Source organism: Mycobacterium sp. IS-1556 (genome assembly GCF_001499985.1).
Lineage (GTDB): Bacteria > Actinomycetota > Actinomycetes > Mycobacteriales > Mycobacteriaceae > Mycobacterium.
On the sequence record NZ_LQIM01000019.1, the window covers coordinates 1 to 25,318 of the forward strand.

Consider the following 25,318-nt stretch of genomic DNA (forward strand, 5'->3'; position numbering starts at 1 on the left):
GATGGCACCCCCCCCACCACCGGCACCGGCACCGCCTCCGCCGCCCGCGAACCCATTGCCGCCTCCGCCGGCGAACCCGTTCGCGCCGCCCCCGCCACCGATGGCACCGTCACCAGCACCCCTGCCACCGGCCTGATCGCAGCACCCGCCCGGATAGCCTCTCCGGCGTGATCGTGCTTCTTCCGCCCTCGGAGACCAAGCGGTCCGGGGGCGACGGGCCGCCGCTGCGCCTTGAGTCGCTCAACTCGCCGGAGCTGGGACCGCTGCGGGTCGAGTTGCTCGACGAGCTGGTGAAGCTTGCGCAAGACCGGCCGGCGTGCCGGCGTGCACTGGGGCTGTCGGCCACGCAGGACGCCGAGATCGACCGCAACGCCGAGCTGCGCAGCGCGCCGACGCTGCCGGCGATCAACCGCTACACCGGTGTCCTCTACGACGCCTTGGATATGGAGTCGCTTCAGGGCGCTGCTGCGAGCCGTGCCCGAGCCCGACTGGCCGTCGGTTCGGCGCTGTTCGGACTGTTACGTGCCGACGATCCGGTACCGCCGTACCGGCTTTCGGCTACGTCGAAGCTGCCCGGCCGGCCGACGTTGGCCGCGCGGTGGCGTCCCGTGCTGGAACCCGTGCTCAGCCGGTTGGCGACCGAGGACCTCGTCGTCGACCTCCGATCCGGTTCCTACGCGTCGCTCGGCCGGCTGGCTGCCGCCGTCCGCGTCGACGTGGTCGCCGAGCACTGCGACGGTAGACGCACCGTCGTGACCCACTTCAACAAGGCGCACAAGGGCCGACTCGCCCGCATCCTGGCCACCACCCGAGCCGAACCCGACGACGCGGCCGGGGTTGCCGCTGTCGCGCGACGCGCCGGGATGCGGGTGGAGCGACGCGGTGACGACCTGACCGTCGTCGTCCCCGCCTGACCCCGCGCGTCAGATGTCTTCGATCCAGTCGCTGGTGTAGAACTCCGCGGGGTTCTGCGAGAAAGCGTCGGGACGGGTGATGAACACCCACGCTCCGGTCGCGCCCGGTTCGACGGCGTCGTGAAGGGTGACGGAGCCGTAGCCCGCCCCATTGATCTGCAACACGCCCGCCGCCACACCGGGGTCGCCGCCGTGGCAGGTGGCCGCCGACGGCCGTGGCGCCTGGATGAGCCGGACGTCGTAACGCATGTTCGGTATCGCGGTGTTCATCTCGACGTCCGCGGAAACGCCCGAACCGGTGCTGCGGATGACACTGGTGGCGCGTGCGTAGCCGGTCGGACCGTTGAATTCGGTCCCGCCGTAGTCGCAGCGCCGCAGGACTTGATTCAGGGGAACGAACGTGCCGCCGCGCCCCGCGCCGACGGGTCCGTCCGCGACGGCGCTGCCGGTGCTGCTCGCCAGTCCGAGGGGCGCGGTGACGGCGACCGCGGCGGCCAGGGTCATCAACCGGATCGATCGGCGCATGTCTGCCTCCCCGTTCCTCATCCGCGGCGGTGTGCTTTGCTCACGGGATTGACCTCCGTCGCTACGGTAAACCACGAGTCACGCGTCCCGGACCAGTTCGGCGGGTGTTTGGCGCGACTCCGACCCGGCCGTACCGTGGAGGCATGACGGTGTTGCCGGATCTGGGTTCCGTGCGCAAGACCCTCGGTCGCGGCTTGTTCGGCATGGTTGCCGGCCCCGACGGCCCCGCCAACCGCGCGCGCATCCACGACACTCCCGGCCCCCGGTGGTTCGCCGAAGACCGCCCGATCCGCCGGGTGCACGCTGACGCCTCGATGTTCGTGGGCGGTCTACGCGCGTTGTTGCTGCAGTCGCTGCATCCCTTGGCGATGGCGGGCGTCGCCGAGCACTCCGACTACCGGGGTGACCCGTGGGGTCGGTTGCAGCGGACCAGCACCTTCCTGGCGGTGACCACCTTCGGACCCGCCGACGAGGCTCAACGCGCGGTCGACCGGGTACGCGGCATCCATCAACGGGTGCGCGGCGTCGCTGCGGACGGCAGGCCCTACCACGCCGCCGATCCGCATCTGCTGGAGTGGGTGCACATCGCCGAGGTCGACAGCTTCCTGCTCGCGCACCAGTTGTACGGTGAGACGCCACTGGACCAGGCCGGCCGAGACGGCTACGTCGCCGACACCGCCCGGGTGGCGTCGGCGTTGGGCGTCGTCGACCCGCCGCGTAGCGAAAAAGAGCTGGGCGAGCGGATCGAGCGGTTCCGGCCGGAACTCTGCGGCACCGCCGCCGCCCGCGACGCTGCCCGGTTCCTGCTGCTGACTCCCCCGCTGCCGATCGCGGCCAGGGCTCCCTACGGGATACTCGCGGCGACGTCGGTGGCGATGCTGCCGGCCTGGGCGCGAATGCCGCTGATGCTGCCGTACTTTCCGCCGGTCGAGGCGACCGTCATCCGATTGTCGGGTCGTGTCCTTGTCGGCGGGATCCGATGGGCGCTGACCGCGGAGCGCCGCGGTTAGTCTCGGCACTCCACGACGCTGTACGCGCCGTCCGCGTACCGGGACCTGATCAGCTTCTTGTCGAACTTGCCGACGCTGGTCTTGGGTACTTCGTCGATGAACGTCCAGTGTTCGGGCAGCCAGAAACGGGCGACCTTGTCGCTCAGGTGTTTCCGCAACTCCGCGGCGGTGACGGACTCGTCGCTGCCGACGACGACCGCCGCCAACGGCCGCTCCTGCCAACGGTCGTCCGGAACGGCGACGACAGCAGCCTCGAACACCGCGGGATGCTCGGTGATCGCCAACTCCAACTCCACCGACGAGATCCACTCGCCACCGGACTTGATGACGTCCTTGGCGCGGTCGGTCAGCGTGATGAAACCCTGCGGATCGATGCGGCCGACATCACCGGTGCGCAACCAGCCCGCGTCGAACTTCGACGGGTCGGCGTTCTGATAATAGGAACCGGTGATCCACGGACCGCGGACCTCGATCTCGCCCACGGCTTTTCCGTCGTTCGGTAGCACGGCGCCGTCGTCGTCGACGATGCGGATCTCGACCCCGCACAAGACGCGGCCCGCCGAGGCGCGCAGCGTCCAGTGCTCCTCACCGGTGACCTCCGGCGGCGGTGCGGCGGTGGCCGCCAGTGGTGAGGTCTCCGTCATCCCCCATGCCTGCCGGATCTCCACGCCGTACCTGTCCTGATACTCCTTCATCATTCCGAGGGGCACGGCCGAACCGCCGCAGGCGACCCTCTTCAGGGAGGAGATGTCGCGCTCGGGGTTGGCGTGCAAAAACTTCAGGACGTCGTTCCAGATGGTCGGCACTGCGGCAGCGACGGTGGGTCGGTGCCGTTCGATCATGTCGACCAGCGGAGCGGCCTGCAGAAAACGGTCGGGCAACACCAAGTCCGCGCCGGCCATCATGGCCGCATACGGTTGCCCCCACGCGTTCGCATGGAACATCGGCACCACCGGCAGCACCCGGTCACCGTCGATGAGGCCGAGGTTGTTGGCCGCGCACACCGCCATCGAATGTAGATAACTCGAGCGGTGGCTGTAGACCACGCCCTTCGGGTTACCGGTCGTTCCGCTGGTGTAACACATTGCGGCAGCGCTTCTCTCGTCGAGTTCGGGCCAGTCATAGTCGAGCGGCTGCCCGGCGAGGACGTCGTCGTAGCGGATAACGGTGCGACCCGACGCGCTGAGCTCGGAAAGGTCGCCGTCGCCGACCGCCACCACCGTGTGCACGGACGTCATCTGCGGCAGGATCGGCGACAGCAGCCCGGCGAGCGACATGTCCACCAGCACAACGGAATCGTCGGCCTGGTTCGCGATGAACGCGATCTGCTCACCGGCCAGCCGGATGTTGAGCGTGTGCAGCACCGCCCCCATGCACGGCGCGGCGAAGTACGCCTCGAGGTGTTCCTGGTTGTTCCACATAAACGTGGCGACCCGCTGCCCATCGGTCACTCCGAGAGCACGTAGCCCGTGCGCAAGCTGCGCGACCCGTGTCCCGAATTCGCCGTAGCTGATCTCGCGATGTCCGTCGGGCGTCGCGGTGATCACTTTTCGGCCGGAATTCCAGCCCGTGCCGTGCCGCAGAATCCCCGTCACGGTCAGCGGAAAGTCCTGCATCGTACTGTCCATGGCATCTCCCAGGTGCCGGCGTGTTAGCGACATGATCGCCGATGTACACGCGCTAGGGCGGGAAAACACGAAGGCGCCTACGCCACGGCGGTCGGCTGAAACAACTGAGGGCGGCTACCGTTTGGCCTACCGTTAGCCGGGTGGAAGCACACCCGGCAAAAGCCCCCGGCCTGGTAGCGGTCGAGGCACTGCGCTCAGGGGACCCGATCGTCGATGTCAACGGTGGCGGTCAGCACTACACGGTGTTGGAGGCGAAGGACCTCGGCGAGGGCTGTGTCGTTCTCGAACTGGAGTCCAAGGCCCACGACGAACTGCGCGTGATCGAGATGACGTTCCCCGCCGGCTACCAGATGGAAAGATCGCCCCGCCGACTGCTGTAGACCGCCGTCGTCGAACCCTTTCGAGATGGGAGTGCCCGGTGTTGCGCGATATCCGGGAGTTGACCGATTCGCCCGAGGAGTACGCCGAGGAACTGCGCAGGCGGTGGGGCGGGCTGTTGAGCTACCGCTACATCGGCCGCAGCTACGCGCAGATGGACCTCGTCGACGAGGACAACACCGTCACCGTGCGCCGCGATATGCGCGACGCCGCGGGGGGACTGCTGTTCGCCGTGCTGGGGATCTGCGCGCCCGAGAGCGGGCACATGTCCGACCTGGAGGCGGTGCCCAACCCGGTGATCCATTCCTGCCAGCTGCTCGACCCGGGCCTCGACGTCCGTCGCATCGAGGTGGTGTCCGAGGAGCTGCGGGTCGGCCGCCAGATGGGCTACAGCCGGGCGAAGATCGTCGACGCCGAACAGCCCGGCCGGGTACTTGCGCTGATCGAAGGTCAGGGTGTCAGCATCGGCACGCCGCCCGACGGACTGGGCCGGATGGAGGCCAACCCCCTCGAGGTGGTCGACTCCCCCGATCTGCCGCCGCTGTGGCAGGTGTTCGGCGGCCACCGCAGGCCCGACGGCCGGTGGGGACTGCCGGAGTTGTCGGTGGAGGTGGCGTCGCCCGACGCCGCGCTGCACGTCGGGCCGCAGTTCGTCATCCTCGAGAAGGCGGCGACCGACGCCGCGGCCAGTGTGGCCGGCACCGACCGTCTGCACGGGGTGTCGTGCCACGTCATGTTCATGGCCCGCGGCAAAGCCGGCCCGTTTCGGGTGGACACCGAACCGCTTCGCGGGTCCGCCGGCACTGTCGCGGTCCGGGTTCTGATGCGCGACGAGGGCGTCGACAACCGCGTCATCACCGCCGCGTCCTATGTCTTCCGGGTGGCATAGCTAACAAGCGCGCCGACGCGCCATGAGACACTTCGGACATGGTTGTCGCAATCGCCCGCCCCAAGCTCGAGGGCAACGTCGCTGTCGGCGACGATCGTCGGATCGGGTTCGCCGAGTTCGGCGCTCCACAGGGCCGCGCCATCTTCTGGCTGCACGGCACCCCGGGCGCTCGGCGCCAGATCCCGATGGAAGCGCGCGTCTACGCCGAAAAGGCCAACATCCGGTTGATCGGGCTCGACCGGCCCGGTATCGGATCGTCGACCCCGCATCGCTACGACACCGTCGTCGCGTTCGCCGACGACCTGCGCACCATCGCCGACACGCTCGGCATCGACAAGATGGTCGTCGTCGGCCTGTCCGGCGGCGGCCCGTACACGCTGGGCTGCGCCGCGGCGATGCCCGACCGGGTGGTCGCCGCCGGCGTGATCGGCGGCGTCGCGCCCACGGTGGGTTCCGACGCGATCACCGGCGGCCTGATGGGCAATCTCGGCACGCGCGTGGCACCGCTGCTGCAGTACGCGGGAACGCCGATCGGACTGGTGGCGTCGGCGCTCATCCGGTTCATCAAGCCGGTCGCCTCCCCCGCCGCCGACCTGTACGGTCGGGTGTCCCCGGAGGGCGACCGTCGGCTGCTGGCCCGCCCCGAGATCAAGGCGATGTTCCTCGACGACCTGCTCAACGGCAGCCGCAAACAACTGGCCGCGCCGTTCTCCGACATCGTCGTGTTCGCCCGGGACTGGGGCTTCCGGCTCGATGAGATCAAGGTGCCGGTGCGCTGGTGGCACGGCGACGCCGACCACATCGTCCCGTACGCGCACGGGCAGCATGTGGTGTCCAGGCTCGCCGACGCCGAGCTCTACCCGATGCCCGGCGAAAGTCACCTCGCCGGGCTGGGCCGTGCGGAGGAGATCCTGCAGACGATGATGAAGGTCTGGGACGAGTACGCCGACGGCGAACGTTCCTAGCCTGCCGAGCGGACGCAGGTAGCCGCGGCGCTACGCACCGCGGTTCAACCAGCCGGTCACCGTGGGCAGGTCGCGGCTGTAGGCCATCAGGATGTCGTCGTGGTACAGCGCTCCGCCGCTGATCGCGTCGGGTCCCTGCCAGATCACGTGAATCCGCACCGGACTCCGGGTGTAGTAGTCGGTGCGGTCGGCGTCTCGGCGGTCCCATCCGGCCTCTACGGCGCGCTGGGACATCTCGTCGCGCGCGGTTGCCGTCATCGATGTGTTCCTCCTGTGTCGCACGGGTACGTTATCGAATCCGATCGCGGTTCTGCCCTAGGAGGTGTCGATGGCGGTCGGTGACGCGGTGGTGAGCCTATCCGACGTTCCCACGATGGGCGTCGAGGAGGAGTTCTTCCTCATCGACCCTGTCACCCGCACGCCGCAACCGCGGGCCGCCGACGTCATCGCGGCCGTCGGCCATGAAGCGGCCGACTTGGTCTCCGGCGAGTTCACTCGACACCAGATCGAGGTGCGAACGCCGCCGTGCGGCGACGCCGACCAATTGCGCGCCGAATTGGCACGGGTGCGCGCGGCGACCAATACCGCCGCCGCCTCGGTCGGCCTGCGGCTGTGCGCGGCGGGCACCCCGGTGCTGACCGACAGGCGGGCCGTCGAGGTTGGCGACCACCCGCGGTATCGGGCTGGAACTGCGCAGTACCGCGCGATGCTAGACGACTTCGCGTTGTGTTCGATGCACGTCCACGTGCATATCCCCGACCGCGAGCTGGCCCTGCGAGTCGGCAACCACCTGCGGCCGTGGTTACCGACTCTGCTTGTGCTCAGCGCGAATTCGCGGTTCTGTCGGGGCGCCGACACCGGCTACTCCGACTGGCGTGCCGTTGTCCGCAGTCGCTTCCCGTGCCTCGGCCCACCGCCCTACGCTTCATCGCTGCGTCAGTACGAGGAACTTTCCGCGGCGATCACCGAGTCCGGGGCAATGCTGAAGGCAGACCTGCCGTTTTGGGATGTCCGGCCGAACCCGGTGTGGCCGACGGTCGAGATCCGCACGATGGATGTCGCTGCTGACCTCGACGACACCGTCGCGCTGGGGACCATCGTCAGGGCGCTGGTGACGACGGTTGCGAGGGCGGCGGGCGCCGGTGATCCCGGGCCGATGCTGTCCAGCGAGTTGTTGCGCGCGGCGTATTGGCGCGCGGCGCGCGACGGGTGGTCAGGATGCGTCCCCGACGCGGCGACGGGCCGCCTAGTTCCTTCACCCGAGCAGGCGGCGCGGTTGATCGACCACATCGAGGCCGCCCTCGTCGCCGGCGGGGACACAGAGGCGGTGTCGGCGTTCATGGACAGGCTGTCCGCCCGCGGAAACGGAGCCGATTTGCAGCGCGCGTCGGCCTCGCGGCATGGCGATCTCACCGGTGTGGTGGACGACCTGTTGGACCTGACGGCGCGAACGTGACGACAAGGACGTCGCGGCGCGCCGGTTTCGTCGGGTCCAGGGGTCGGATCGGCGTCACCCCGTGCAACGTACGACGGTCGTCGCCGAGCAACAGGGTGCCCGGCTCGCTCAGCGTGGTCGACAGCAGCTGGCGGCCGTCGGCGCAGAACACCGAACTCTCTCCGCCCACCGCATTGTCGCGACCGATCAGCAACGAGCTGACCAGGGTGACGCCGTCGCGGTGCAGCCCCTCCGGCGTGGGTTCGCCACCGTCGGACGTCGAGGCCAGCACGCGGAACGGGGTGACCTTAATACTCCAGCGGGGCAACTCGTCCAGCATCGTGGCCACCTGACCCAGTAGCCGCAGAAACCGTTGCAGCAGTGGCTCTTCGACGAATGCGTCGGTGAGCGGCTCGAAGTGGCGGCTGCGGTCGACATAGAGCGGGTTGGATGCCTGCGGCTGTACGAACGCGTCGTGCGGCAAAGGGTCGATGGCACCGTCGGCGGGGACGAACGCGAAATGTCCGTAGCGGCGTAGGCGCCGCGTGCCCAGCTCTGCGGCATAAGGATCGTCGGCCAGGGCGTTCCAGTGCCGGCCGAACCGCTGCCAGGCGCGGCGGTCGGTGCCGAGGCCCGCATTGAGTTCGGCCGGGGCCATCAGATATGCCCCGTCGGTGAGCAACGGGTGCTGTGCGAGTGTCATCTCGCCGCCGGAATACCCGCGTGCACACGGATTGAACGTGGCGACCGCTCAGCTCAGCTCAGCGCGCGGCGCAGCATGTGCATCGCGACGGTGGTGGACCGCTCGCGGATGTCGGTGCGGTTGCCGGGCAGCCGCATCGTCCTGGTGACCGTGAGACCGTCGGCCAGCTTGACACTGAAACACACGGTGCCCACCGGTTTTTCGGCTGTCCCGCCGCCCGGGCCCGCGACGCCGGTGATCGCGACGGCGGTGTCGACCCCGAAGCGGTTCAACGCGCCGTCGGCCATCGCCTCGGCGACGGGCTCGGACACCGCGCCATGCGCCTCGATCAGGGCCGGGTCCACGCCGAGCAGCCCCGCCTTGACGTCGTTCGCGTAGGCGACCACCGCTCCGGCGACGTAGGCCGACGAGCCCGCGAGGTCGGTCAGCCGAGCGGCCAGCAGCCCGCCGGTGCAGGACTCGGCGGTCGCGATGCGTCGACCGCCGAGCAACCGGGCGACCTGGTCGTCGATGCGGGAGCCGTCCTCGGAGAAGATCACCTCGCCGTGCCGCTCGCGCAGCAACGTCATCAGCTCGGCGTAGGTCTCGGCGGCGTCGGGCTCGTAGCGGGTGACCACTTCGAGCTCGCCGCGCCGCAGGCAGGTGGTGATCTCGAGACGGTCGAAACCGGCGATGCTGCGCTCGGCGTCACGCAGCGTGTCGGCGAGGCCGGACTCCGGCAGCCCGAACATCCGGACCGTCTCCTGGCGGTACGCGGTGCGGCCGGCGATCGCCTCCTGCACAGCGGGGGTCTGCACCGCCAGCGGCCACATCGGCTGCAGTTCGCGCGGCGGCCCGGGCAGCACGACGATCGTCGGCTTGCCCGCCACCACCACGCCCGGAGCGGTGCCGACCGGATCGATCACGTCGGCGCCGTCCGGAACCAGCGCCTGCTTGCGGTTCGACGCCTGGATTGCCTCGGCATCGACATTCGGGAAACGCGCCATCAGACGCGCCACGATGTCGGCGATCGTGGCCTCGAGCCGGTTGTCCAACACCAACTTTCGGCCCGCGAACCGGGCCACCGTCTCGACGGTCATGTCGTCGGCAGTGGGGCCCAGGCCGCCGCTGGTGACGATCAGGTCCACGCCCTCGTCGGCCAGGAACCGCAACTGGGCCTCGATGTCGCCCGGCCGGTCGCCGCAGATGGTGATGTGCGCCAACTCGACACCCAGCTCCAGTAGCCGATCGGCGATCCACGGTCCGTTGAGATCCTGCACCCGGCCCGTGAGTACTTCGGTGCCGGTGACCACGATGCCCGCGCGTGCGCTCACGAGCTACGACACTACGGGGCGCCGCGGTCGGGGCTCGCGCGCGAGTGTGGGGTTGGTCGACGCTCGGCGCGGCGAAGCGTGCGGTTGTAATCCACGTTCGCCCGAGAAGGGTGGGTTGCGGCTACTTGTGCGGGACGTCGTTGGTCAGGCCGCCGTCCATGATGTACTCGGCGCCGGTCGAATAGCTGGACTCGTCGCTGGCCAGGAAGACCACGAACGTCGCGACCTCCTCGGGCTGGCCCGGGCGGCCCAGCGGGATCCGCAACATGTTGTCCGGGAAGTGTTTGGTCATCGGGGTGCGGATGAAGCCCGGATGCACCGAGTTCACCCGGATGTTGTGGGCTCCCAGTTCGAGCGCCGCCGACTTGGTCAGCCCGCGCACCGCCCACTTCGAGGCCACATACGGGTGCACCATGACGGCGCCGCGCAGACCCTCGATCGAGGAGATGTTGATGATCGAGCCGCCGCCGGCCGCCTTCATCGCCTCCACCGAGTGCTGCATGCCCAGGAAGGTCCCGGTGAGGTTGACGTCGATGACCTTTTGCCACTTGGCCATGTCGAACTGGCCGATCTGGCCCAGCGCCACCGTGCCCGCGTTGTTGACCAGCACGTTGAGCTTGCCGAACTCGTTGACGGCGGTCGCGACGGCGGCTTCCCACTGGTCGGCCTGCGTGACGTCGAGGTGGACGTAACGGGCGGACTCACCGATCTCGTCGGCCAGCGCCTTGCCCTTCTCGTCGAGGATGTCACCGATCACGACCTTGGCCCCCTCGGCCACCAGCGCCCGGGCGTCGGCGGCGCCCATCCCCTGGGCGCCCCCGCTGATCAGTGCAACCTTGTCGTCCACGCGTCCCATGGGGCGTCAGGCTACCGCACGGGTCCAGTGAACTAGAACCTGTTCCAATTTCGCTGTGCAACACGCATACTGCTCGCCATGGCTATTCGGGTGGCGATCGTCGGGACCGGCAACTGCGGCAGCCTCGCGCTGAAGCAACTCGTCAACGACGCGCGGTTCGACCTGACCGGGGTGTGGGTCTCGTCGGATGCCAAGGTCGGCAAGGACGCCGGCGAGTTGGCCGGCCTGGACGTGGCCACCGGCGTCACCGCGATCAACGACCTCGACGCCATCATCGCCGACAATCCGGACTGTGTCGTGTACTGCGCGATGGGCGACACCCGGCTGCCCGATGCGATGGCCGACGTGCGCAAGATCCTCGCGGCGGGCGTCGACGTCGTCGGATCCGGTCTCGGTGTATTGCAGTATCCGTGGCAGGTGATTCCGGACAAATACATCCAGCGGGTGGAAGACGCTGCGCGAGAGGGCGATTCGACGGTCTTCATGACCGGTGTCGACCCGGGCTTCGTCACCGACCTGCTGCCGTTCGCGTTGGCGGGAACGTGTCAGAGCATCGAGCAGATCCGCACCATGGAGATCGCCGATTACGCGACCTACGACGGCGCGACGGTGATGTTCGACGTCATGGGTTTCGGCAACGAACTCGGCGACCTGCCCATGCTCTACCAGCCGGGCGTGCTGAGCATCGCCTGGGGTACGGCGGTTCGGCAGTTGGCGGCCGGCCTTGGCATCGAGGTCGACGAGATCCGCGACTCCGTCGAACAGGAACCCGCACCCGAGGATTTCGACGTCGCCGTCGGCACCATCAAGAAGGGAACCGTGGCGGCGGTGCGCTTCCAGATCGAAGGCATGGTCGAGGGCAGGCCGGTGATCGTCGTCGAACACGTCACCCGCCTTCGGGAAGACCTGCGACCGGACTGGGCCCAGCCCGCGCAGCCCGGCGGTTCGTACCGCGTCGAGATCGTCGGCGAACCGTCGTACACCATGGACATCTGCCCGACGAGCCGCAACGGCGACCACAACTACGCCGCCATCCTCGCCGCGGCGGGCCGGATCGTGAACGCCATCCCCGACGTCATCGCGGCCCCGCCGGGCATCCGGACCACCCTCGACATGCCGCTCGTCACCGGGAAGGGCGTGTACGCGGCTCAGTAGGCTGGAGCCCGCCATGCATGCGCAGCCCGCAGCACCCGACCCGATCGCCGAGATCGCCGCGAGCCCAGAAGGGCCAGAGGTGGGCGCGTTCTTCGATCTCGACGGCACGCTTGTCGACGGGTTCACCGCCACCGCGCACGCGGCCGACCGCATTCGGCGCAGACAGGCGCGTATCGGCGAAGTGCTCGGCGTCGTCGAAGCGTCGCTGCGATACCGGCTGGGCCGCATGCAGTTCGAGCGGCTTCTGACCCGCGCGGCGGGCTACCTGCGCGGCGAGTCGCTGGCCGAACTCGACGAACTCGGCGAGCGCCTCTTCGTCGAGCGGATCGCTGCGCGGGTGTTCCCTTACATGCACGAGATCGTCCAGGCCCACCAGCAACGCGGTCACACGGTCGTGCTCAGCAGTTCGGCGCTGACCATCCACGCCGAGCCGGTCGCCCGGTTCACCGGAATCGATCACGTACTGTGCAACCATTTCGAGCTCGACGAGGCCGGACTGCTGACCGGCCGGATCGCCAAACCGGTCATCTGGGGACGCAACAAGTCCACAGCGGTGCAGGTCTTCTGTGAGACCAACGGCGTTGCCTTGCAACGCAGTTACTTCTACGCCGATGGCGACGAGGACGCGGCGCTGATGGCCCTGGTCGGCAATCCTCGGCCGGTGAACCCACGCCCCGGCCTCGCCGCGATGGCCGCCCAGAACGGTTGGCCGGTGCTGCGGGTCGAGGGTTCCGGCGACCGCAGGCGGGTCTCGCTTCGAAGGCTGATCGGCTACGACTGATTTGCGTCGAGGCCGAATCGCACGATCGCCCGACGCGCGCCTGTCACGCTGAAACCGTCGAGGGTGCACATGAGCGCCGCCCGCCAGGCCGCCAGCCATACGCGGGCCCCGGGACCGCGCGGGTCGAGGACCTTGCGCACGGCGGCTTCGAGCAGATCGTCCCGTCCGGGCGGCACCGGAGCGCCGACCAGACGAACGCGACCGCTGTCGACGACGTAGTCGAAACCCACGAGCAGAGCCGCCCTCACGGCAACTCCGGGGGGATCCTCGGCCCGAGCGGCTAGCGCCCCTGCGACGCGGTCCAGCGTTCGCCGTTCCACCTCGAGCCGAACGACCTCGTACAGCCCGAGTTTCGTCTGGAAGTGGTGGTAGAGGGTCCCCGTCGTGACATCCGCCGTCTTGCAGAGTGCCACGACATTCACATCCTCGAACGCCTCGGCGCTGAACGCGTCCATGGCCCGCAGGACCAGGCGGCCCTTCGGCGAGCCCTCGGTAGGGATCCACTCCGGCACCCGCCGATCATAATCTATTGTGTGCGTTCCATAATTGGATTACGGTTCTGTCATGAGCACTCTCGCCTTCTTCTACCTGCCCGTTCCGGAACTGGCGCCGGCGCTGTCCTTCTACCGCGACACGCTGGGATGGCCGGAGGGATGGCGCGAAGGCGACCACACCGTGACGCTGAACATGCCCGGCGTCGCCGCCCAGCTGATGATCGACGTCGACCCCGAGCGGGTGGGTCGGCCGGGGCCGATGCTCATGGTCGACGACGCGCGCAGCTGGATCGACGAGCGACGGGGTGACCTGACCGTGTGGCTCGAACCGGTCGAGATCCCCGGCGGTTGGTGGGCGGGCTTCGAGGATCCCCATGGCAACGCTGTCTATGTACTCGACCAGTCCAACGACTGAAGGAAAAGGAAACCCTTGGCCCACAAGTTGAATGACGTCGCCGCGGTCGTCGCTGTCCGCGACTATTCCGTCGGTCGGCGCTGGTACAGCCGTCTGATCGGCAGGGACCCCGACCTCGAACCGGTCGAGAGGGTCGGCGAGTGGCAGGTCACCGCGACCGCGTGGCTGCAGCTCGTCGAGGACCCGGAGTCGGCGGGCCGGTCCGCGGTGCGCTTCGGTGTCGACGACGTAGACGCTCAGATCGCCGCACTGAACGGCGATGGAATCTCGACGGGCGAACCGCTGATCGTCGGCGAGATGGTCAAGATCGTCGACGTCCGCGATCCGGACGGCAACGAGGTGTCGTTCGTGGAGGACCTCACGACGAGCGTCGTCGAATAGCCGTCGTACACCGTACTTGCGCCGACGGCGCCGCCGGGTACTAAACTAGAACACGTTTCAATTTGCGGCGGCACATCAAGGAGCAGGCATGCGCACCCCCATCTGTGACGACCTCGGCATCGAGTATCCGATCTTCGCGTTCACCCACTGCCGCGACGTGGTTGTCGCCGTGAGCAAGGCCGGCGGTTTCGGCGTGCTCGGGGCCGTCGGCTATACCCCGGAGCAACTCGAGATCGAGCTGAAGTGGATCGACGAGAACATCGGTGACCACCCCTACGGCGTCGACATCGTGATCCCCAACAAATACGAGGGCATGGACGCCGCCGACCTGTCGCCCGAGGTGCTCAAGAAGACGCTCAACGACCTGGTGCCGCAGGAGCACATCGACTTCGCCAAGAAGGTCCTCGCCGATCACGGCGTGCCGGTCGAGCACAGCGACGACGACGCGTTGCAGCTGCTCGGCTGGACCGAGGCGACCGCAACCCCGCAGGTCGAGGTCGCATTGCAGCACCCGAAGTGCACGCTGATCGCCAACGCGCTGGGCACTCCTCCTGCCGACATGATCAAGCACATCCACGACGAGGGCCGCAAGGTCGCCGCGCTGTGCGGATCGCCGTCGCAGGCCCGCAAACACGCCGACGCCGGCGTGGACATCATCATCGCCCAGGGCGGCGAGGCCGGCGGCCACTGCGGTGAGGTCGGCTCGATCGTGCTGTGGCCGCAGGTAGTCAAGGAGGTCGCGCCGGTGCCCGTGCTCGCGGCCGGCGGGATCGGCAGCGGCGAGCAGATCGCCGCTGCCCTGGCGCTCGGCGCTCAGGGCGCCTGGACGGGATCGCAGTGGGTCATGGTCGAGGAGTCGGAGAACACCCCGGTGCAGCACGCCGCCTACGTCAAGGCCAGCAGCCGCGACACCGTGCGCAGCCGGTCGTTCACCGGCAAGCCCGCGCGGATGCTGCGCAACGACTGGACCGAGGCGTGGGAAGACCCGAACAACCCCAAACCCCTCGGGATGCCGCTGCAGTACATGGTCTCGGGCATGGCCGTCGCCGCCACCCACAAGTACCCCAACGAGTCCGTCGACGTGGCGTTCAACCCGATCGGTCAGGTCGTCGGCCAGTTCACCAAGGTGGAGAAGACCTCGACGGTGATCGAGCGCTGGGTGCAGGAGTACCTCGAGGCCACCGGACGGCTCGACGCGATCAACGAGGCCGCCTCGGTTTGATTCGCGGCTTGGCCGCGGTGGCCTGATTCGCGGCTTGGCCGCGGTGGCCTGATTCGCGGCTTGGCCGTCGGCGTTTCGCGGGCCGGCGGTCATGGTGGCGTGGTACGCCGTACCCATGAGGCATATCAGGCGGTGGGGCGCGGTCTACATCCTTCTACTGCTGTTCGCCGGGTCCTGGGCCGGTCAGTTCATCACGCAACTGGCCGAGTTCACCAGCACCCAGCAGCAGCACGGGCAGCCCTTCGTGTGGGGCGAGTATCTGCACCAGTTCTTCGCCAGTACTTTCGAGAACTGGCAGAGCGAGTGGCTGCAACTGATCTTCCAGGCCATTCTGCTACTCGGGGCCAAGCACTGGCTGTTCAAGGTCGACGCCGAAGACCTTGAGCGCATCGAGGCCAAGATCGACGACATCAAGGACCGGCTGGGTCTGCCGACTCCCCCGCCCGGCCAAGAATCCTGAACATTTGCGGCAGGTTCGCGGGGGGTTAATGGTGGCTCGCGGTGGTCTACTAGCCTGCGGTCCGCCGATTATGTAAGGTGACATACATAGCCCTTTCGGATGGAGGACCTCGGCGTATGGCTAGTCATCGCGAGCGGATGGTCGCCTCCGCGGCGCTGCTGATCCGGGAACGCGGCGCGCATCCGACGGCGATCGCCGACGTACTCGCACACAGTGGCGCGCCCCGCGGTTCGGCCTATCACTACTTTCCCGGCGGGCGTACTCAATTGCTCTGCGAGGCAGTCGATTTCGCGGGCGCGTACGTCGCATCGCAAATCGAGGAGGCGGCCAGCGGTATCGATGCGCTCGACGCGTTGGTGCTCGGTTTCCGAAAGCAGCTCATCGACAGCGAGTTTCGCGCCGGATGTCCGGTCGTCGCGGTGGCCGTCGAATCCGGCGCCAAGGGTGATCAGCTCGCGCCAGTGGTCGACCGTGCTGCGGCCGCGTTCGCCCGGTGGGGCACGCTGATCACCGACCGGCTGACAGCCGACGGCGCCGACGCGGACCGCGCCGAGGAACTGGCGACGCTGATCTTGACCGCCGTCGAGGGCGCGATCGTGGTCGCCCGTGCCGCCGGCGACGTGAAGCCACTCGACCTCGTGCACCGCCAACTTCGGGCGCTTCTCGAGACCGCGACGGAAAGTGAGGCCAAGCGATGAGCGATGACTGGCACCCCACCGCCTGCATCCTGTGCGAGTGCAACTGCGGCATCGTCGTACAACTCGACGACCGCAAGCTGGCCAAGATCCGCGGCGACAAGGCGCATCCTGCGTCGCAAGGCTATACGTGCAACAAGGCTCTGCGGCTCGATCACTATCAGAACAACCGGGCTCGGCTGACATCTCCGATGCGGCGGAGACCCGACGGGAGCTACGAGGAGATCGACTGGGACACCGCGATCGCCGAGGTGGCCGCGGGCTTCCGGCGCATCGCCGACGCCTACGGGGGCGACAAGATTTTCTACTACGGAGGCGGCGGGCAGGGAAACCACCTCGGCGGCGCCTACAGCGGCGCGTTCCTCAAGGCGCTCGGCTCGCACTACCGGTCAAATGCGCTGGCCCAGGAGAAGACCGGTGAGGCGTGGGTCGACGCGCATCTCTACGGCGGCCATACCCGCGGCGAGTTCGAACACGCCGAGGTTTCGGTGTTCATCGGCAAGAACCCGTGGATGTCACAGAGTTTCCCGCGGGCTCGGACCGTGCTCAACGCGATCGCCAAGGACCCGGGCCGATCGATGATCGTGATCGACCCGGTCGTGACCGACACCGCGAAGATGGCCGACTACCACTTGCGCGCGCGGCCGGGCACCGACGCCTGGGTCCTTGCCGCGTTGGCAGCGGTGCTGGTACAGGAAAACCTCTGCGACGAAGACTTTCTCGCCGAGCACGTGCACGGCGTCCAACCTGTACGCGACGCCCTGATGAAGGTGCCGGTCGGCGCCTACGCGTTGCGATGCGGAGTCGACGAGGAACTCGTCCGCGCCGCCGCGCGGCGTATCGGCACCGCGGGCAGCGTGTCGGTCTTCGAGGATCTCGGTGTCCAACAGGCGCCCAACAGCACGCTGTGCTCCTATCTGAACAAGCTGCTGTGGATCCTCACCGGAAACTTCGCCAAGCGCGGCGGCCAGCACCTGCATTCGTCGTTCGGGCCGCTGTTCCGCCATACGCCCGAGGTGGGCCGGACCCCGGTCACGGGTGCTCCGATCGTGGGCGGCTTGATCCCGAGCAACGTTGTCCCTCAAGAGATTTCCACTGATCATCCGGACCGGTTCCGGGCGATTCTCGTCGAGAGTAGCAATCCTGCGCATTCGCTTGCCGACTCGGCCGCGTGCCGCGAGGCGTTCGCGTCCCTCGAACTGATGGTCGTCATCGACGTGGCGATGACCGAGACGGCGCGACTGGCGCACTACGTGTTGCCGGCCGCGAGCCAGTACGAGAAGTGCGAGTGCACGTTCTTCAATCTCGAGTTCCCGCACAACACCTTTCACCTGCGCCATCCCTTACTGGAACCGCTCGACGGCACGCTGCCCGAACCGGAGATCTGGGCGAGGCTGATGCGCGCGCTGGACTTCGTCGACGACACCGATCTGCAACCGCTGCGGGTGGCGGCGCGCGACGGCCGGCAGGCCTACACGCAGGCATTTCTCCAGGCGGTCGGGACCAGTCCCACGCTGGCGAAGGTGTTGCCGTTCGTGCTGTATGAAACGCTGGGACCGACACTGCCGGAAGGCCTTTCCGGTGCGGCAGCACTGTGGGGGCTGGCGCAGAAGGCTGCGATGAGTTATCCCGACGCAGTGCGGCGGGCCGGCCACGCGGACGGAAATGCATTGTTCGACGCGATCCTCGACAGCCGGTCGGGTGTGACGTTCACCGTCCACGAGTACAGCGATGATTTCGCGTTGATCAGCCACCCGGACCACAAGATCGCGTTACACATGCCCGAGATGCTCGACGAGATCCGGGCGTTGGAGGCCCAGCGCGCACCTCTAGTCACCGCGGAGTTCCCGATCGTGCTGTCGGCGGGCGAACGGCGCGCCTACACCGCCAACGACATCTTCCGCGACCCGACGTGGCGCAAACGCGACCAGGACGGCGCCTTGCGCGTCAGCGTCGAGGACGCCGAAGCGCTCGGCCTCGTCGACGGCGGCAGGGCACGGATCACCACGGCGGCGGGTACCGGTGAGGCGAGCGTCGAGATCAGCGAGGCGATGCTGGCCGGGCATGCGTCGCTGCCCAACGGCTTCGGCCTCGATTTCGTCGACGACGACGGCCGGGCCCACGCCCCGGGCGTGGCGCCGAACTCACTGACGTGCAGCGACTGGCGCGACGCATATGCCGGCACGCCCTGGCACAAACACGTGCCCGCCCGGATCGAGGCCGTCGAACGTGAGCTTCTGCGCGAAGACGTCGAGAAAACTCGCGCATGACTCCGCGCTCGACCGTTCCGGTCGAGACGCCAGCGCGTTACGGCGCGGGTGCAGGTGCCGGCGGCGCGGGTTGAGCCGGTGGCGCGGGTTGAGCCGGTGGCGCGGGCGCAGCGGGTGCGTGCCGCGGCGGCGGCAGCCACGGCAGCGCGGGAGCGGGCGGCGGGGCCACGGGTTCGGCCGGTGAGATCGGCACGTACGGCCCCGGTGCCTCCTCCGGATAGGGCGTGTTCAGGGGGCGTTGCGCGAGCCCCATGATCAACGCTTCCTTGCCGCTGATCTGCTGGTTCTGCACGGCGTGCCACAAGTCCTTGAGATAGTTGACGTTCGGGCGCTCGTTGGGCTTCACGCTGGGGTCCATGGTGGTTCCCGGCGGCGGCGACTGCGGACTCGGGAGATGCGAAACACCTTCGGTGGGCGGGGCCGGCGCCACATCACCGGCGGCCGGGGCCGGAGCGGCGGCCGCCACCACGGGTGCGCCCGCCGCCGGTCGCGGAGGCGGCGGCGCGGGCGCCGCGGGATCAGCAAGGGCCTGCGGCGCGGCGACCAGAGCCGCGGCGATCCCCGCACCCAGTAATGACAGTTTCTTCGGGTCGAGCACGATCCTCACCGGGGCCCCCCTTTCCGGGTTACCGTCCCGCGACGGCACTGGCGCGTCGACGGCGTCACTGTTGCTTCGAAGAGTGTCGCAGAATTGTTACACCAGTGCTCGGTGTGACGAAGCGGTCAATAACCGGACCGTGCGGAACACGTTTCACTTCGCTTTCTGTCGCACTTTCGGTAAACCCGCCTCACCCTTCCCCAACTGTGGTGTAGCAATGCGATAGGGGCACTAGACCACGTCATGTGAGGAAAGCATCGATGCCGACTCCCAACCTTCCGCCCGGATTCGATTTCACCGATCCCGACATCTACGCAGAGCGACTGCCCGTCGATGAGCTCGCCGAGATGCGGAAGGTGGCACCCATCTGGTGGAACGAGCAGACGAAGGGCAACCTGGCCTTCGGTGACACCGGTTTCTGGGTGGTGACCAAGCACAAGGACGTCAAGGAGATCTCGCGGCGCAGCGACGTGTTCTCCAGCAACGCGAAGACTGCGCTACCGAGGTACCGCGACGAGGCGGACCCCGCGTCACTCGAGGCCGGCAAGGTCGTCCTGCTGAACCAGGACGCACCGCACCACACCCATCTGCGCAAGATCATCTCGCGTGCATTCACCCCCAGGGCCATCGAGTCCCTGCGCGAGGAACTGCGCGAGCGCGCGGCCAACATCGCCAAAACTGCAGCCGCCGAGGGTTCCGGCGACTTCGTCGAGCAGGTGTCGGCCGAGTTACCCCTGCAGGCGATCGCCGGGCTGATGGGCGTCCCGCAGGAGGACCGGATGAAGCTGTTCCACTGGTCCAATCAGATGGTCGGCGACCAGGACCCTGAATACAGCAGGAACGACCCGACGGCTGCGTCGGTCGAGTTGATCACCTATGGCATGCAGATGGCCGCGGAGCGGGCCAAGAACCCGGGCGACGATCTGGTGACCAAGCTGGTGCAGGCCGATGTCGAGGGGCACAAGCTCTCCGACGACGAGTTCGGCTTCTTCGTCATCCTGCTGGCGGTGGCGGGCAACGAGACGACCCGCAACTCCATCACCCAGGGCATGATGGCGTTCACCGACTTCCCCGATCAGTGGGAGTTGTTCAAGGAACAACGACCCGCGACGGCCGCCGACGAGATCGTCCGGTGGGCGACCCCGGTCACCTCGTTCCAGCGCACCGCACTCGAGGACACCGAGTTGGGCGGAGTGACGATCAAGCAGGGCCAACGGGTGGTGATGTTCTATCGTTCGGCCAACTTCGACGAAGAGGTGTTCGACGACCCGTACACGTTCGACATCCTGCGAGATCCCAACCCGCACGTGGGTTTCGGCGGTACCGGGGCGCACTACTGCATCGGCGCGAACCTCGCCAGGATGACGATCGATCTGATCTTCAACGCGATCGCCGACGAGATGCCGAATCTGCGACCACTGGCCAAGCCCGAGCGGCTACGGTCGGGCTGGCTCAACGGCATCAAGCACTGGCAGGTCGACTACACCGGAGCGGGTAAGGCGTAGTCAGTAGTCGATGATCGAGCGCCAGTACTCCTCGGGTATCTCGGCGTTCGACCGAAGCACCATCGCCAGGCCGGTCGCCATCGCGATACCCAGCAGCCCCAGCCACAGACCGAAGAAGCCGATGACCGCCCACAGCACGGTGGTCACCGTCGGCCACGGCGACAGCACCGCCAGCACCGGCGCGAAGAAGAAGCCGGCGCCGATGTACCACGCGGACCCGGCGCGGTCGGAGATCAGCACGAAGCGCAGCCACCGCGGAATCGGTGCCGAAGCGGGCTTGACGGTCTCCATGTTTCTCCCTCTGCTCGATGGACACCTCCGACACTGCTCCCCCGAGGTAACCGGCGCAATTACCTGGGACGTAGTGGTCACGCCCGCCGTGCTGGGTGACACTGGCAGCCATGACCGCGGCGCGCGTGCAGACCCAGACGTTCGGTGCCTTGATGAAGGAGTGGCGACGCCGACGCCGGCTCAGCCAACTCGACCTCGCCATCGCCGCTGAGGTGTCGCCCCGGCACGTCAGCTTCATCGAGACGGGACGGTCGGCGCCGAGCCGGGCGATGGTGCTGCGGCTGGCCGACGTCCTCGACGTGCCGCGCCGCGAACAGAACCAGCTACTGCTGGCGGCCGGCCTCGCCCCGGTGTATCCCGAGCGGTCGCTCGACGACCCGGAGATGGCCGCGATTCGCGCGGGGATCGAGCGAGTCCTCGACGCGTACAACCCGTTTCCCTGCGTGGTGGTGGACCGGCGCTGGCGGATCGTGCGGGCGAATTCGGGCGCCGGCGTGCTGCTCGACGGTGTCGCGCCAGACCTGCTCGAAGAGCCCAACGCGATGCGCATCGCTTTGCACCCCGACGGGATGGCACCTCGCATCCGCAACCTCGGCCAGTGGCGGCACCACCTCATCGAGCGGCTGCGCCGCGAGGTTGCCGTCAGCGGGTCGAACGAGCTGACCGCGCTGCTGGGTGAAATTGATTCCTACCCAGGCGATTCCGACGGTTCACTGGACGTCGGCGGCGTCGCGGTACCACTGGAGCTGTACACGCCCGACGGCAGGCTGCTGACGTTCCTGTCCACGGTGACGACCTTCGGCACCGCGCTCGACCTGACCGCCGCCGAGCTATCCATCGAGGCGTTCCTGCCCGCCGACGAGGCGACCGCTGCCGCATTGCGGTGAAACCGGCCGTCGCGCCGGTAGTCCGACCGAACCGCGCATGTGCGGCCGCCGACACCAATAGAGTCTGACGACATGGACAACCGACTCGTCGCGGCGGCCGCCGTCATCCTCGTCGCCGGTGCCGCGGGCTGCTCGACGCCACCCGCCGCGCTCGGCGGAACGACCGCGAAGGTAACCATCAACGGCGAGAGCACCGGCGGCCCCCACGCGGTGAGGTGTACGCAGACCGGATGGATGTGGACCATCGAGACTCCCGACGAAGACAAGGGTTTCACGGCCACCGTCGGCACCGAAGACGTCGTCACCGCCGAATCGGTCACCTTCCAGAACTTCGGTGGCTTCACCGGAAACTTCTGGAAAGGCAACGTCGGCGAGGCCGATGTGAAGGGCAAGGGCGGCACGTTCACGATCACCGGATCGGCGGACGGCTCGTTCACCGACAACCCGAGCAACGCGGTCACCGCCACGTTCCGCATCGAAGCCGACTGCTGAGCGCCCCGTGGTTCATGAGTTCCGCCGTGCGGTCGAAGCGGCCGATCTCGACGCCGTCATGGCCCTGTGCCGCGACGACGTCGTCTTCCACAGCCCCGTGGTCTTCACGCCCTACGAGGGACGGGATGCGCTGCGGCAGATCCTCGCTGCCGTGATGGAGGTCTTCGACGATTTCCGGTATGTGCGCGAGATCGGACCCGCCGACGCCCGCGACCATGCGCTCGTGTTCCGGGCGAAAGTCGGTGACAAGGAGATCGAGGGCTGCGATTTCATCCAACTCGACGAGGACGGCGCCATCAGCGAGCTCACCGTCATGGTGCGTCCGCTGTCCGCGACGCTGACGCTGGCCGAGATGATGAAAGCACGGCTCGCCGCAACCTGACCGCCACTGGTAAGACCACTTGACCTCTGGCCTATTGGGATGGCAGGCTGGCCGCATGGCACTTCAACCGGTGAACCGGCGCTCAGTGCCCGAGGACGTCTTCGAGCAGATCGTCGCCGAGGTGCTCAGCGGCGAGATGCAGCCCGGTGAGTCGCTTCCCAGCGAGCGCAGGCTCGCCGAGGTTCTCGGGGTCTCCCGGCCCGCCGTTCGGGAGGCGCTCAAGCGGCTCACCGCCGCGGGGCTGGTGGAGGTACGCCAGGGCGACGCGACCACGGTGCGCGACTTCCGGCGCCATGCGGGTCTGGACCTGCTGCCGCGCCTGCTCATTCGGGCCGGCGAACTCGACTTGTCCGTCGTGCGCAGCATTCTGGAGACGCGACTGCACAACGGGCCCAAGGTCGCCGAACTGGCCGCCGGGCGGTGCGGTCGCAGCCTGGCCGAGCCACTCAGCCAAGCGTTGGATGCCCTCGAGGCCGAAGACGATCCCGTCGAACGACAACGCCACGCGCTGACGTTCTGGGATCACATCGTCGACGGCGCCGACTCAATCGCCTTCCGGCTCATGTACAACACCCTGCGGGCCACCTACGAGCCGGCGCTGCCCGCACTGGCCACCGTGATGGCTGACGAGGTCGGCAGGCCGCAGGCATACCGGGACTTGGCCGATGCAATCACCGCGGGTGATCCGCCGAGGGCCCGAGCGGCCGCCCACGACCTTCTCGAACCGGCGACGACAGCGCTTCTCGACGCCCTCGACAATCTGGAGGATCAGTGACGACCTCGACCACGGGTAATGCGCGCACGGGCTTCACGCTCATCCATGCACAGCGCGAATTCTGGAAACACCCCTCCCCCTGGATGATCGGGACTACCCTCGTCGCCGCGCTGGTGGCCCGCATCGCCGTCGGTGACTGGCAGGTCACCGACGCCATCGTCCCAGTGGTGATGCTGGCGCTGTTTCCGTTCTTCGAGTGGATCATCCACGTCTGCGTCCTGCATTGGCGGCCGAAGCGGCTGGGGCCGTTGACAATCGACCCGCTGCTGGCCCGCGAGCATCGGGCACACCACAGCCATCCGCGTGACATCCCGCTGATCTTCATCCCGTGGAAGTCGCTGGCCACCTGGGTGTTGCCGGTGACGGTCGCGGTCGGACTGCTGGCGTTCCCCCGGTTGGGTATGGGCCTGACGTACCTGGTGTGCATCGGCACCCTCGGATTGGCCTACGAGTGGACGCATTACCTGATCCACAGCGACTACAAGCCGAAAACCGCTCTCTACCGGGCGGTCTGGCGCAACCATCGGCACCACCACTTCAAGAACGAGCACTACTGGTTCACGGTGACCAGTTCCGGAACCGCTGACCGGGTGCTCGGCACCTACCCCGATCCAGCCGTCGTACAGAATTCACCGACCGCGAAAAACCTGCACGCCGAACATCAGCCGGCGTGACTGCGCCAGCCCCTCAGTACTGGACGATGACCGGGTCGCCGAGGCTCACGGTGTTGAAGTACCAATCGGCGTTGTCCGGGCTGAGGTTGATGCATCCGTGGCTGACGTTTTCGTACCCCTGCGAACCCGTCGACCAGGGCGCGCCGTGCACGTACACTCCGCCCCAGGTGATCCGGACCGCGTCATAGACCGTGAGCTTGTAGCCCTCGGGGTCGTCCAGGGGGATACCGATGGTGCGCGAATCCATGATGACCACACTCTGCTTCTCCAGAACCGTGAATGATCCGGTCGGCGTTGCGAACCCGTACTTGCCCATCGACGCGGGCATCTCGCGCGCCACCTCTCCGTCGATGCTCACGGTGAACGTATGGGCGCCGATGTCGGCGACGCTCACTATCGCGGCACCGGTCTGAAAGCTCGCCTTGGCATTGCCGGCCGACACCGTGATGGTCGAGTGCGCCGGCCAGAATTCTGCCGGATCCCATTGCAGCACATGGTCATTGACCCAGGTGAAGCTTCCGTCAGGCGCTCCTTCGGGCATTGCGGGTGAGGAGATCTCGAGGGTCCGCTCGGCGGCCGCCCGGTCACGGATAGCCCGGTCGAACGTCACCGTCACCGGGTGCGCGACACCCACCGTCTGTCCAGCCGGTTGGATGCTGGCGACGTCGGTCGGTTTCGTGATGCCCGCAGCGCTGGTCGCGGTGGACCCCGCCAAGGTGAGCACCGCGAGGCTCGCCACCGCCAGCGCATTTCGAAGCTTCAGCACACTTCTATCCTAGTTCGTCTCGTGCGGTTACCTCGGCAACCGCAATTGGCGCCCGCGCGCGCATGTCTCAGCGCAGGCGGGCGTCGTCCTCACTGCCCTTATCGAATGTGCTGCTCAGATCGTTTCACCGGACGTCGAGGCGACGGCTGAGGCGAGCCGGGTGACCGCCAGCAACGATCCCGCGGGAGCAAAGGCGCCCGCGCTCCGCACACCGGCCGTCGGTCACGCAGGCGGTGGCAGCGGGGGTGGCGCAGGCGGCGGTGGCGGCGGCAGCACGGGCTGCGGCGGTGGGGGCGGCCGAAGTGGCGAGCAGTGGGCCGGGGGGCGGGCCCGGCGTGGCGCCGGTGGCTGGCGCTGGTTCCTTCTCCTGCTTGTTCTGGGGGGGGGGGGGGGGCCCCCCCCCGCCCCCCCCCCCCCCCCCCGCCCCCCCCCCCCCCCCCCCCCCGCGCCCCCCCCCCC

Annotated in this window: 30 protein-coding genes; 20 read left to right on the top strand and 10 right to left on the bottom strand. The window is 67.9% G+C overall.

Annotated elements, in window-relative coordinates:
* The first annotated feature begins 167 nt into the window (after positions 1 to 167).
* Positions 168 to 914: a peroxide stress protein YaaA gene (yaaA, locus tag AU187_RS13515; RefSeq protein WP_059102283.1), complete on the top strand. Its 747-nt coding sequence runs from the start codon at positions 168 to 170 to the stop codon at positions 912 to 914.
* 9 nt (positions 915 to 923) lie between these two features.
* Here yaaA and AU187_RS13520 read toward each other — a convergent pair whose 3' ends face one another.
* A complete protein-coding gene (locus AU187_RS13520) occupies positions 924 to 1,439 on the bottom strand; it encodes a hypothetical protein (RefSeq protein ID WP_172800253.1) in 516 nt (171 codons plus the stop codon).
* A gap of 143 nt (positions 1,440 to 1,582) precedes the next feature.
* Between AU187_RS13520 and AU187_RS13525 the strand changes: the two genes are divergently transcribed.
* The gene (locus AU187_RS13525; protein ID WP_059102285.1) at positions 1,583 to 2,449 is read left to right on the top strand and encodes an oxygenase MpaB family protein; all 867 of its coding nucleotides are present in this window, start codon (positions 1,583 to 1,585) and stop codon (positions 2,447 to 2,449) included.
* Here AU187_RS13525 and AU187_RS13530 read toward each other — a convergent pair.
* Positions 2,446 to 4,077: a fatty acid--CoA ligase gene (locus tag AU187_RS13530; protein ID WP_059102286.1), complete on the bottom strand. Its 1,632-nt coding sequence runs from the start codon at positions 4,075 to 4,077 to the stop codon at positions 2,446 to 2,448. The genes AU187_RS13525 and AU187_RS13530 overlap by 4 nt on opposite strands.
* Positions 4,078 to 4,217: 140 nt before the next feature.
* Here AU187_RS13530 and AU187_RS13535 point away from each other — a divergent pair, with 140 nt between their 5' ends.
* From AU187_RS13535 to AU187_RS13545, 3 genes are read left to right on the top strand one after another with little or no spacing between them, the layout of a single operon-like run.
* Entirely contained in the window at positions 4,218 to 4,457 is a 240-nt protein-coding gene (locus AU187_RS13535) for a hypothetical protein (RefSeq protein ID WP_059102287.1), read from the top strand.
* Between the two features lie 38 nt (positions 4,458 to 4,495).
* On the top strand, positions 4,496 to 5,344 hold the full coding sequence (locus AU187_RS13540; RefSeq protein WP_059102288.1) for an acyl-CoA thioesterase domain-containing protein: 849 nt from the start codon (positions 4,496 to 4,498) through the stop codon (positions 5,342 to 5,344).
* A 38-nt stretch (positions 5,345 to 5,382) separates the two neighbouring features.
* Positions 5,383 to 6,309 (top strand): alpha/beta fold hydrolase, encoded by a 927-nt coding sequence (locus AU187_RS13545; RefSeq protein WP_059102289.1) that lies wholly within the window; start codon positions 5,383 to 5,385, stop codon positions 6,307 to 6,309.
* A 30-nt stretch (positions 6,310 to 6,339) separates the two neighbouring features.
* Here AU187_RS13545 and AU187_RS13550 read toward each other — a convergent pair whose 3' ends face one another.
* On the bottom strand, positions 6,340 to 6,567 hold the full coding sequence (locus AU187_RS13550) for a hypothetical protein (RefSeq protein WP_059102290.1): 228 nt from the start codon (positions 6,565 to 6,567) through the stop codon (positions 6,340 to 6,342).
* Positions 6,568 to 6,637: 70 nt separating this feature from the next.
* Here AU187_RS13550 and AU187_RS13555 point away from each other — a divergent pair, with 70 nt between their 5' ends.
* The gene (locus AU187_RS13555; protein ID WP_059102342.1) at positions 6,638 to 7,765 is read left to right on the top strand and encodes a carboxylate-amine ligase; all 1,128 of its coding nucleotides are present in this window, start codon (positions 6,638 to 6,640) and stop codon (positions 7,763 to 7,765) included.
* On the opposite strand, the gene AU187_RS13560 is transcribed toward AU187_RS13555, so the two are convergent.
* The 3 genes from AU187_RS13560 to AU187_RS13570 all read right to left on the bottom strand — a co-directional run bounded on the left by AU187_RS13560 (position 7,719) and on the right by AU187_RS13570 (position 10,616).
* Positions 7,719 to 8,447 carry a 2OG-Fe dioxygenase family protein gene (locus AU187_RS13560; RefSeq protein WP_059102291.1) on the bottom strand — a complete coding sequence of 243 codons (729 nt, stop codon included), beginning with the start codon at positions 8,445 to 8,447 and terminating at the stop codon, positions 7,719 to 7,721. The genes AU187_RS13555 and AU187_RS13560 overlap by 47 nt on opposite strands.
* Positions 8,448 to 8,500: 53 nt before the next feature.
* Positions 8,501 to 9,760 (bottom strand): competence/damage-inducible protein A, encoded by a 1,260-nt coding sequence (locus AU187_RS13565; protein WP_059102292.1) that lies wholly within the window; start codon positions 9,758 to 9,760, stop codon positions 8,501 to 8,503.
* A 121-nt stretch (positions 9,761 to 9,881) separates the two neighbouring features.
* Positions 9,882 to 10,616 carry a glucose 1-dehydrogenase gene (locus AU187_RS13570; RefSeq protein ID WP_059102293.1) on the bottom strand — a complete coding sequence of 245 codons (735 nt, stop codon included), beginning with the start codon at positions 10,614 to 10,616 and terminating at the stop codon, positions 9,882 to 9,884.
* A 78-nt stretch (positions 10,617 to 10,694) separates the two neighbouring features.
* On the opposite strand from AU187_RS13570, the gene AU187_RS13575 reads away from it, so the two are divergent.
* Together AU187_RS13575 and AU187_RS13580 are read left to right on the top strand one after the other, a co-directional pair.
* On the top strand, positions 10,695 to 11,771 hold the full coding sequence (locus AU187_RS13575) for an NAD(P)H-dependent amine dehydrogenase family protein (RefSeq protein ID WP_059102294.1): 1,077 nt from the start codon (positions 10,695 to 10,697) through the stop codon (positions 11,769 to 11,771).
* 13 nt (positions 11,772 to 11,784) lie between these two features.
* On the top strand, positions 11,785 to 12,552 hold the full coding sequence (locus AU187_RS13580) for an HAD family hydrolase (RefSeq protein WP_059102295.1): 768 nt from the start codon (positions 11,785 to 11,787) through the stop codon (positions 12,550 to 12,552).
* On the opposite strand, the gene AU187_RS13585 is transcribed toward AU187_RS13580, so the two are convergent.
* Positions 12,543 to 13,064: a TetR/AcrR family transcriptional regulator gene (locus AU187_RS13585; protein ID WP_059102296.1), complete on the bottom strand. Its 522-nt coding sequence runs from the start codon at positions 13,062 to 13,064 to the stop codon at positions 12,543 to 12,545. The genes AU187_RS13580 and AU187_RS13585 overlap by 10 nt on opposite strands.
* Positions 13,065 to 13,116: 52 nt before the next feature.
* Here AU187_RS13585 and AU187_RS13590 point away from each other — a divergent pair, with 52 nt between their 5' ends.
* The 6 genes from AU187_RS13590 (at position 13,117) to AU187_RS13615 (ending at position 18,489) form a co-directional block, all read left to right on the top strand.
* Positions 13,117 to 13,461, top strand: coding sequence for a VOC family protein (locus AU187_RS13590; protein WP_059102297.1), 345 nt, complete (start codon positions 13,117 to 13,119; stop codon positions 13,459 to 13,461).
* Positions 13,462 to 13,476: 15 nt separating this feature from the next.
* Positions 13,477 to 13,842: a VOC family protein gene (locus AU187_RS13595; protein WP_059102298.1), complete on the top strand. Its 366-nt coding sequence runs from the start codon at positions 13,477 to 13,479 to the stop codon at positions 13,840 to 13,842.
* 88 nt (positions 13,843 to 13,930) lie between these two features.
* Positions 13,931 to 15,064, top strand: coding sequence for a nitronate monooxygenase (locus AU187_RS13600; protein ID WP_059102299.1), 1,134 nt, complete (start codon positions 13,931 to 13,933; stop codon positions 15,062 to 15,064).
* A gap of 115 nt (positions 15,065 to 15,179) precedes the next feature.
* Positions 15,180 to 15,524 carry a DUF6766 family protein gene (locus AU187_RS13605; RefSeq protein WP_059102343.1) on the top strand — a complete coding sequence of 115 codons (345 nt, stop codon included), beginning with the start codon at positions 15,180 to 15,182 and terminating at the stop codon, positions 15,522 to 15,524.
* Positions 15,525 to 15,640: 116 nt separating this feature from the next.
* On the top strand, positions 15,641 to 16,222 hold the full coding sequence (locus tag AU187_RS13610) for a TetR/AcrR family transcriptional regulator (protein WP_059102300.1): 582 nt from the start codon (positions 15,641 to 15,643) through the stop codon (positions 16,220 to 16,222).
* The gene (locus AU187_RS13615) at positions 16,219 to 18,489 is read left to right on the top strand and encodes a molybdopterin-dependent oxidoreductase (protein ID WP_059102301.1); all 2,271 of its coding nucleotides are present in this window, start codon (positions 16,219 to 16,221) and stop codon (positions 18,487 to 18,489) included. Before AU187_RS13610 ends, AU187_RS13615 begins: the two co-directional genes overlap by 4 nt.
* A 37-nt stretch (positions 18,490 to 18,526) precedes the next feature.
* On the opposite strand, the gene AU187_RS13620 is transcribed toward AU187_RS13615, so the two are convergent.
* Positions 18,527 to 19,096: a hypothetical protein gene (locus AU187_RS13620; protein ID WP_156425400.1), complete on the bottom strand. Its 570-nt coding sequence runs from the start codon at positions 19,094 to 19,096 to the stop codon at positions 18,527 to 18,529.
* 251 nt (positions 19,097 to 19,347) lie between these two features.
* Between AU187_RS13620 and AU187_RS13625 the strand changes: the two genes are divergently transcribed.
* A complete protein-coding gene (locus AU187_RS13625; RefSeq protein ID WP_059102302.1) occupies positions 19,348 to 20,592 on the top strand; it encodes a cytochrome P450 in 1,245 nt (414 codons plus the stop codon).
* Here AU187_RS13625 and AU187_RS13630 read toward each other — a convergent pair whose 3' ends face one another.
* The gene (locus tag AU187_RS13630; RefSeq protein WP_059102303.1) at positions 20,593 to 20,883 is read right to left on the bottom strand and encodes a hypothetical protein; all 291 of its coding nucleotides are present in this window, start codon (positions 20,881 to 20,883) and stop codon (positions 20,593 to 20,595) included.
* A gap of 110 nt (positions 20,884 to 20,993) precedes the next feature.
* Here AU187_RS13630 and AU187_RS13635 point away from each other — a divergent pair, with 110 nt between their 5' ends.
* The 5 genes from AU187_RS13635 (at position 20,994) to AU187_RS13655 (ending at position 24,093) form a co-directional block, all read left to right on the top strand.
* On the top strand, positions 20,994 to 21,770 hold the full coding sequence (locus tag AU187_RS13635; protein ID WP_059102304.1) for a helix-turn-helix domain-containing protein: 777 nt from the start codon (positions 20,994 to 20,996) through the stop codon (positions 21,768 to 21,770).
* Between the two features lie 72 nt (positions 21,771 to 21,842).
* Complete coding sequence (locus tag AU187_RS13640) at positions 21,843 to 22,262, top strand: lipoprotein LpqH (RefSeq protein ID WP_059102305.1); 420 nt, start codon at positions 21,843 to 21,845, stop codon at positions 22,260 to 22,262.
* A gap of 7 nt (positions 22,263 to 22,269) precedes the next feature.
* A complete protein-coding gene (locus AU187_RS13645) occupies positions 22,270 to 22,644 on the top strand; it encodes a nuclear transport factor 2 family protein (RefSeq protein ID WP_059102306.1) in 375 nt (124 codons plus the stop codon).
* A gap of 55 nt (positions 22,645 to 22,699) precedes the next feature.
* On the top strand, positions 22,700 to 23,419 hold the full coding sequence (locus AU187_RS13650) for a FadR/GntR family transcriptional regulator (protein WP_059102307.1): 720 nt from the start codon (positions 22,700 to 22,702) through the stop codon (positions 23,417 to 23,419).
* Complete coding sequence (locus AU187_RS13655) at positions 23,416 to 24,093, top strand: sterol desaturase family protein (protein ID WP_059102308.1); 678 nt, start codon at positions 23,416 to 23,418, stop codon at positions 24,091 to 24,093. The genes AU187_RS13650 and AU187_RS13655 overlap by 4 nt, the downstream gene beginning before the upstream one ends.
* Before the next feature lie 13 nt (positions 24,094 to 24,106).
* Here AU187_RS13655 and AU187_RS13660 read toward each other — a convergent pair whose 3' ends face one another.
* The gene (locus AU187_RS13660) at positions 24,107 to 24,859 is read right to left on the bottom strand and encodes a L,D-transpeptidase (protein WP_059102309.1); all 753 of its coding nucleotides are present in this window, start codon (positions 24,857 to 24,859) and stop codon (positions 24,107 to 24,109) included.
* Between the last annotated feature and the right edge of the window lie 459 nt (positions 24,860 to 25,318).

Coding starts and splice junctions, on each gene's coding strand:
- AU187_RS13520 (WP_172800253.1), bottom strand. CDS start 1,439: ATGCGCCGATCGATCCGGTTGATGACCCTGGCCGCCGCGGTCGCCGTC.
- AU187_RS13525 (WP_059102285.1), top strand. CDS start 1,583: ATGACGGTGTTGCCGGATCTGGGTTCCGTGCGCAAGACCCTCGGTCGC.
- AU187_RS13530 (WP_059102286.1), bottom strand. CDS start 4,077: ATGGACAGTACGATGCAGGACTTTCCGCTGACCGTGACGGGGATTCTG.
- AU187_RS13545 (WP_059102289.1), top strand. CDS start 5,383: ATGGTTGTCGCAATCGCCCGCCCCAAGCTCGAGGGCAACGTCGCTGTC.
- AU187_RS13550 (WP_059102290.1), bottom strand. CDS start 6,567: ATGACGGCAACCGCGCGCGACGAGATGTCCCAGCGCGCCGTAGAGGCC.
- AU187_RS13555 (WP_059102342.1), top strand. CDS start 6,638: ATGGCGGTCGGTGACGCGGTGGTGAGCCTATCCGACGTTCCCACGATG.
- AU187_RS13560 (WP_059102291.1), bottom strand. CDS start 8,447: ATGACACTCGCACAGCACCCGTTGCTCACCGACGGGGCATATCTGATG.
- AU187_RS13570 (WP_059102293.1), bottom strand. CDS start 10,616: ATGGGACGCGTGGACGACAAGGTTGCACTGATCAGCGGGGGCGCCCAG.
- AU187_RS13575 (WP_059102294.1), top strand. CDS start 10,695: ATGGCTATTCGGGTGGCGATCGTCGGGACCGGCAACTGCGGCAGCCTC.
- AU187_RS13580 (WP_059102295.1), top strand. CDS start 11,785: ATGCATGCGCAGCCCGCAGCACCCGACCCGATCGCCGAGATCGCCGCG.
- AU187_RS13590 (WP_059102297.1), top strand. CDS start 13,117: ATGAGCACTCTCGCCTTCTTCTACCTGCCCGTTCCGGAACTGGCGCCG.
- AU187_RS13600 (WP_059102299.1), top strand. CDS start 13,931: ATGCGCACCCCCATCTGTGACGACCTCGGCATCGAGTATCCGATCTTC.
- AU187_RS13605 (WP_059102343.1), top strand. CDS start 15,180: ATGAGGCATATCAGGCGGTGGGGCGCGGTCTACATCCTTCTACTGCTG.
- AU187_RS13610 (WP_059102300.1), top strand. CDS start 15,641: ATGGCTAGTCATCGCGAGCGGATGGTCGCCTCCGCGGCGCTGCTGATC.
- AU187_RS13615 (WP_059102301.1), top strand. CDS start 16,219: ATGAGCGATGACTGGCACCCCACCGCCTGCATCCTGTGCGAGTGCAAC.
- AU187_RS13625 (WP_059102302.1), top strand. CDS start 19,348: ATGCCGACTCCCAACCTTCCGCCCGGATTCGATTTCACCGATCCCGAC.
- AU187_RS13630 (WP_059102303.1), bottom strand. CDS start 20,883: ATGGAGACCGTCAAGCCCGCTTCGGCACCGATTCCGCGGTGGCTGCGC.
- AU187_RS13635 (WP_059102304.1), top strand. CDS start 20,994: ATGACCGCGGCGCGCGTGCAGACCCAGACGTTCGGTGCCTTGATGAAG.
- AU187_RS13640 (WP_059102305.1), top strand. CDS start 21,843: ATGGACAACCGACTCGTCGCGGCGGCCGCCGTCATCCTCGTCGCCGGT.
- AU187_RS13650 (WP_059102307.1), top strand. CDS start 22,700: ATGGCACTTCAACCGGTGAACCGGCGCTCAGTGCCCGAGGACGTCTTC.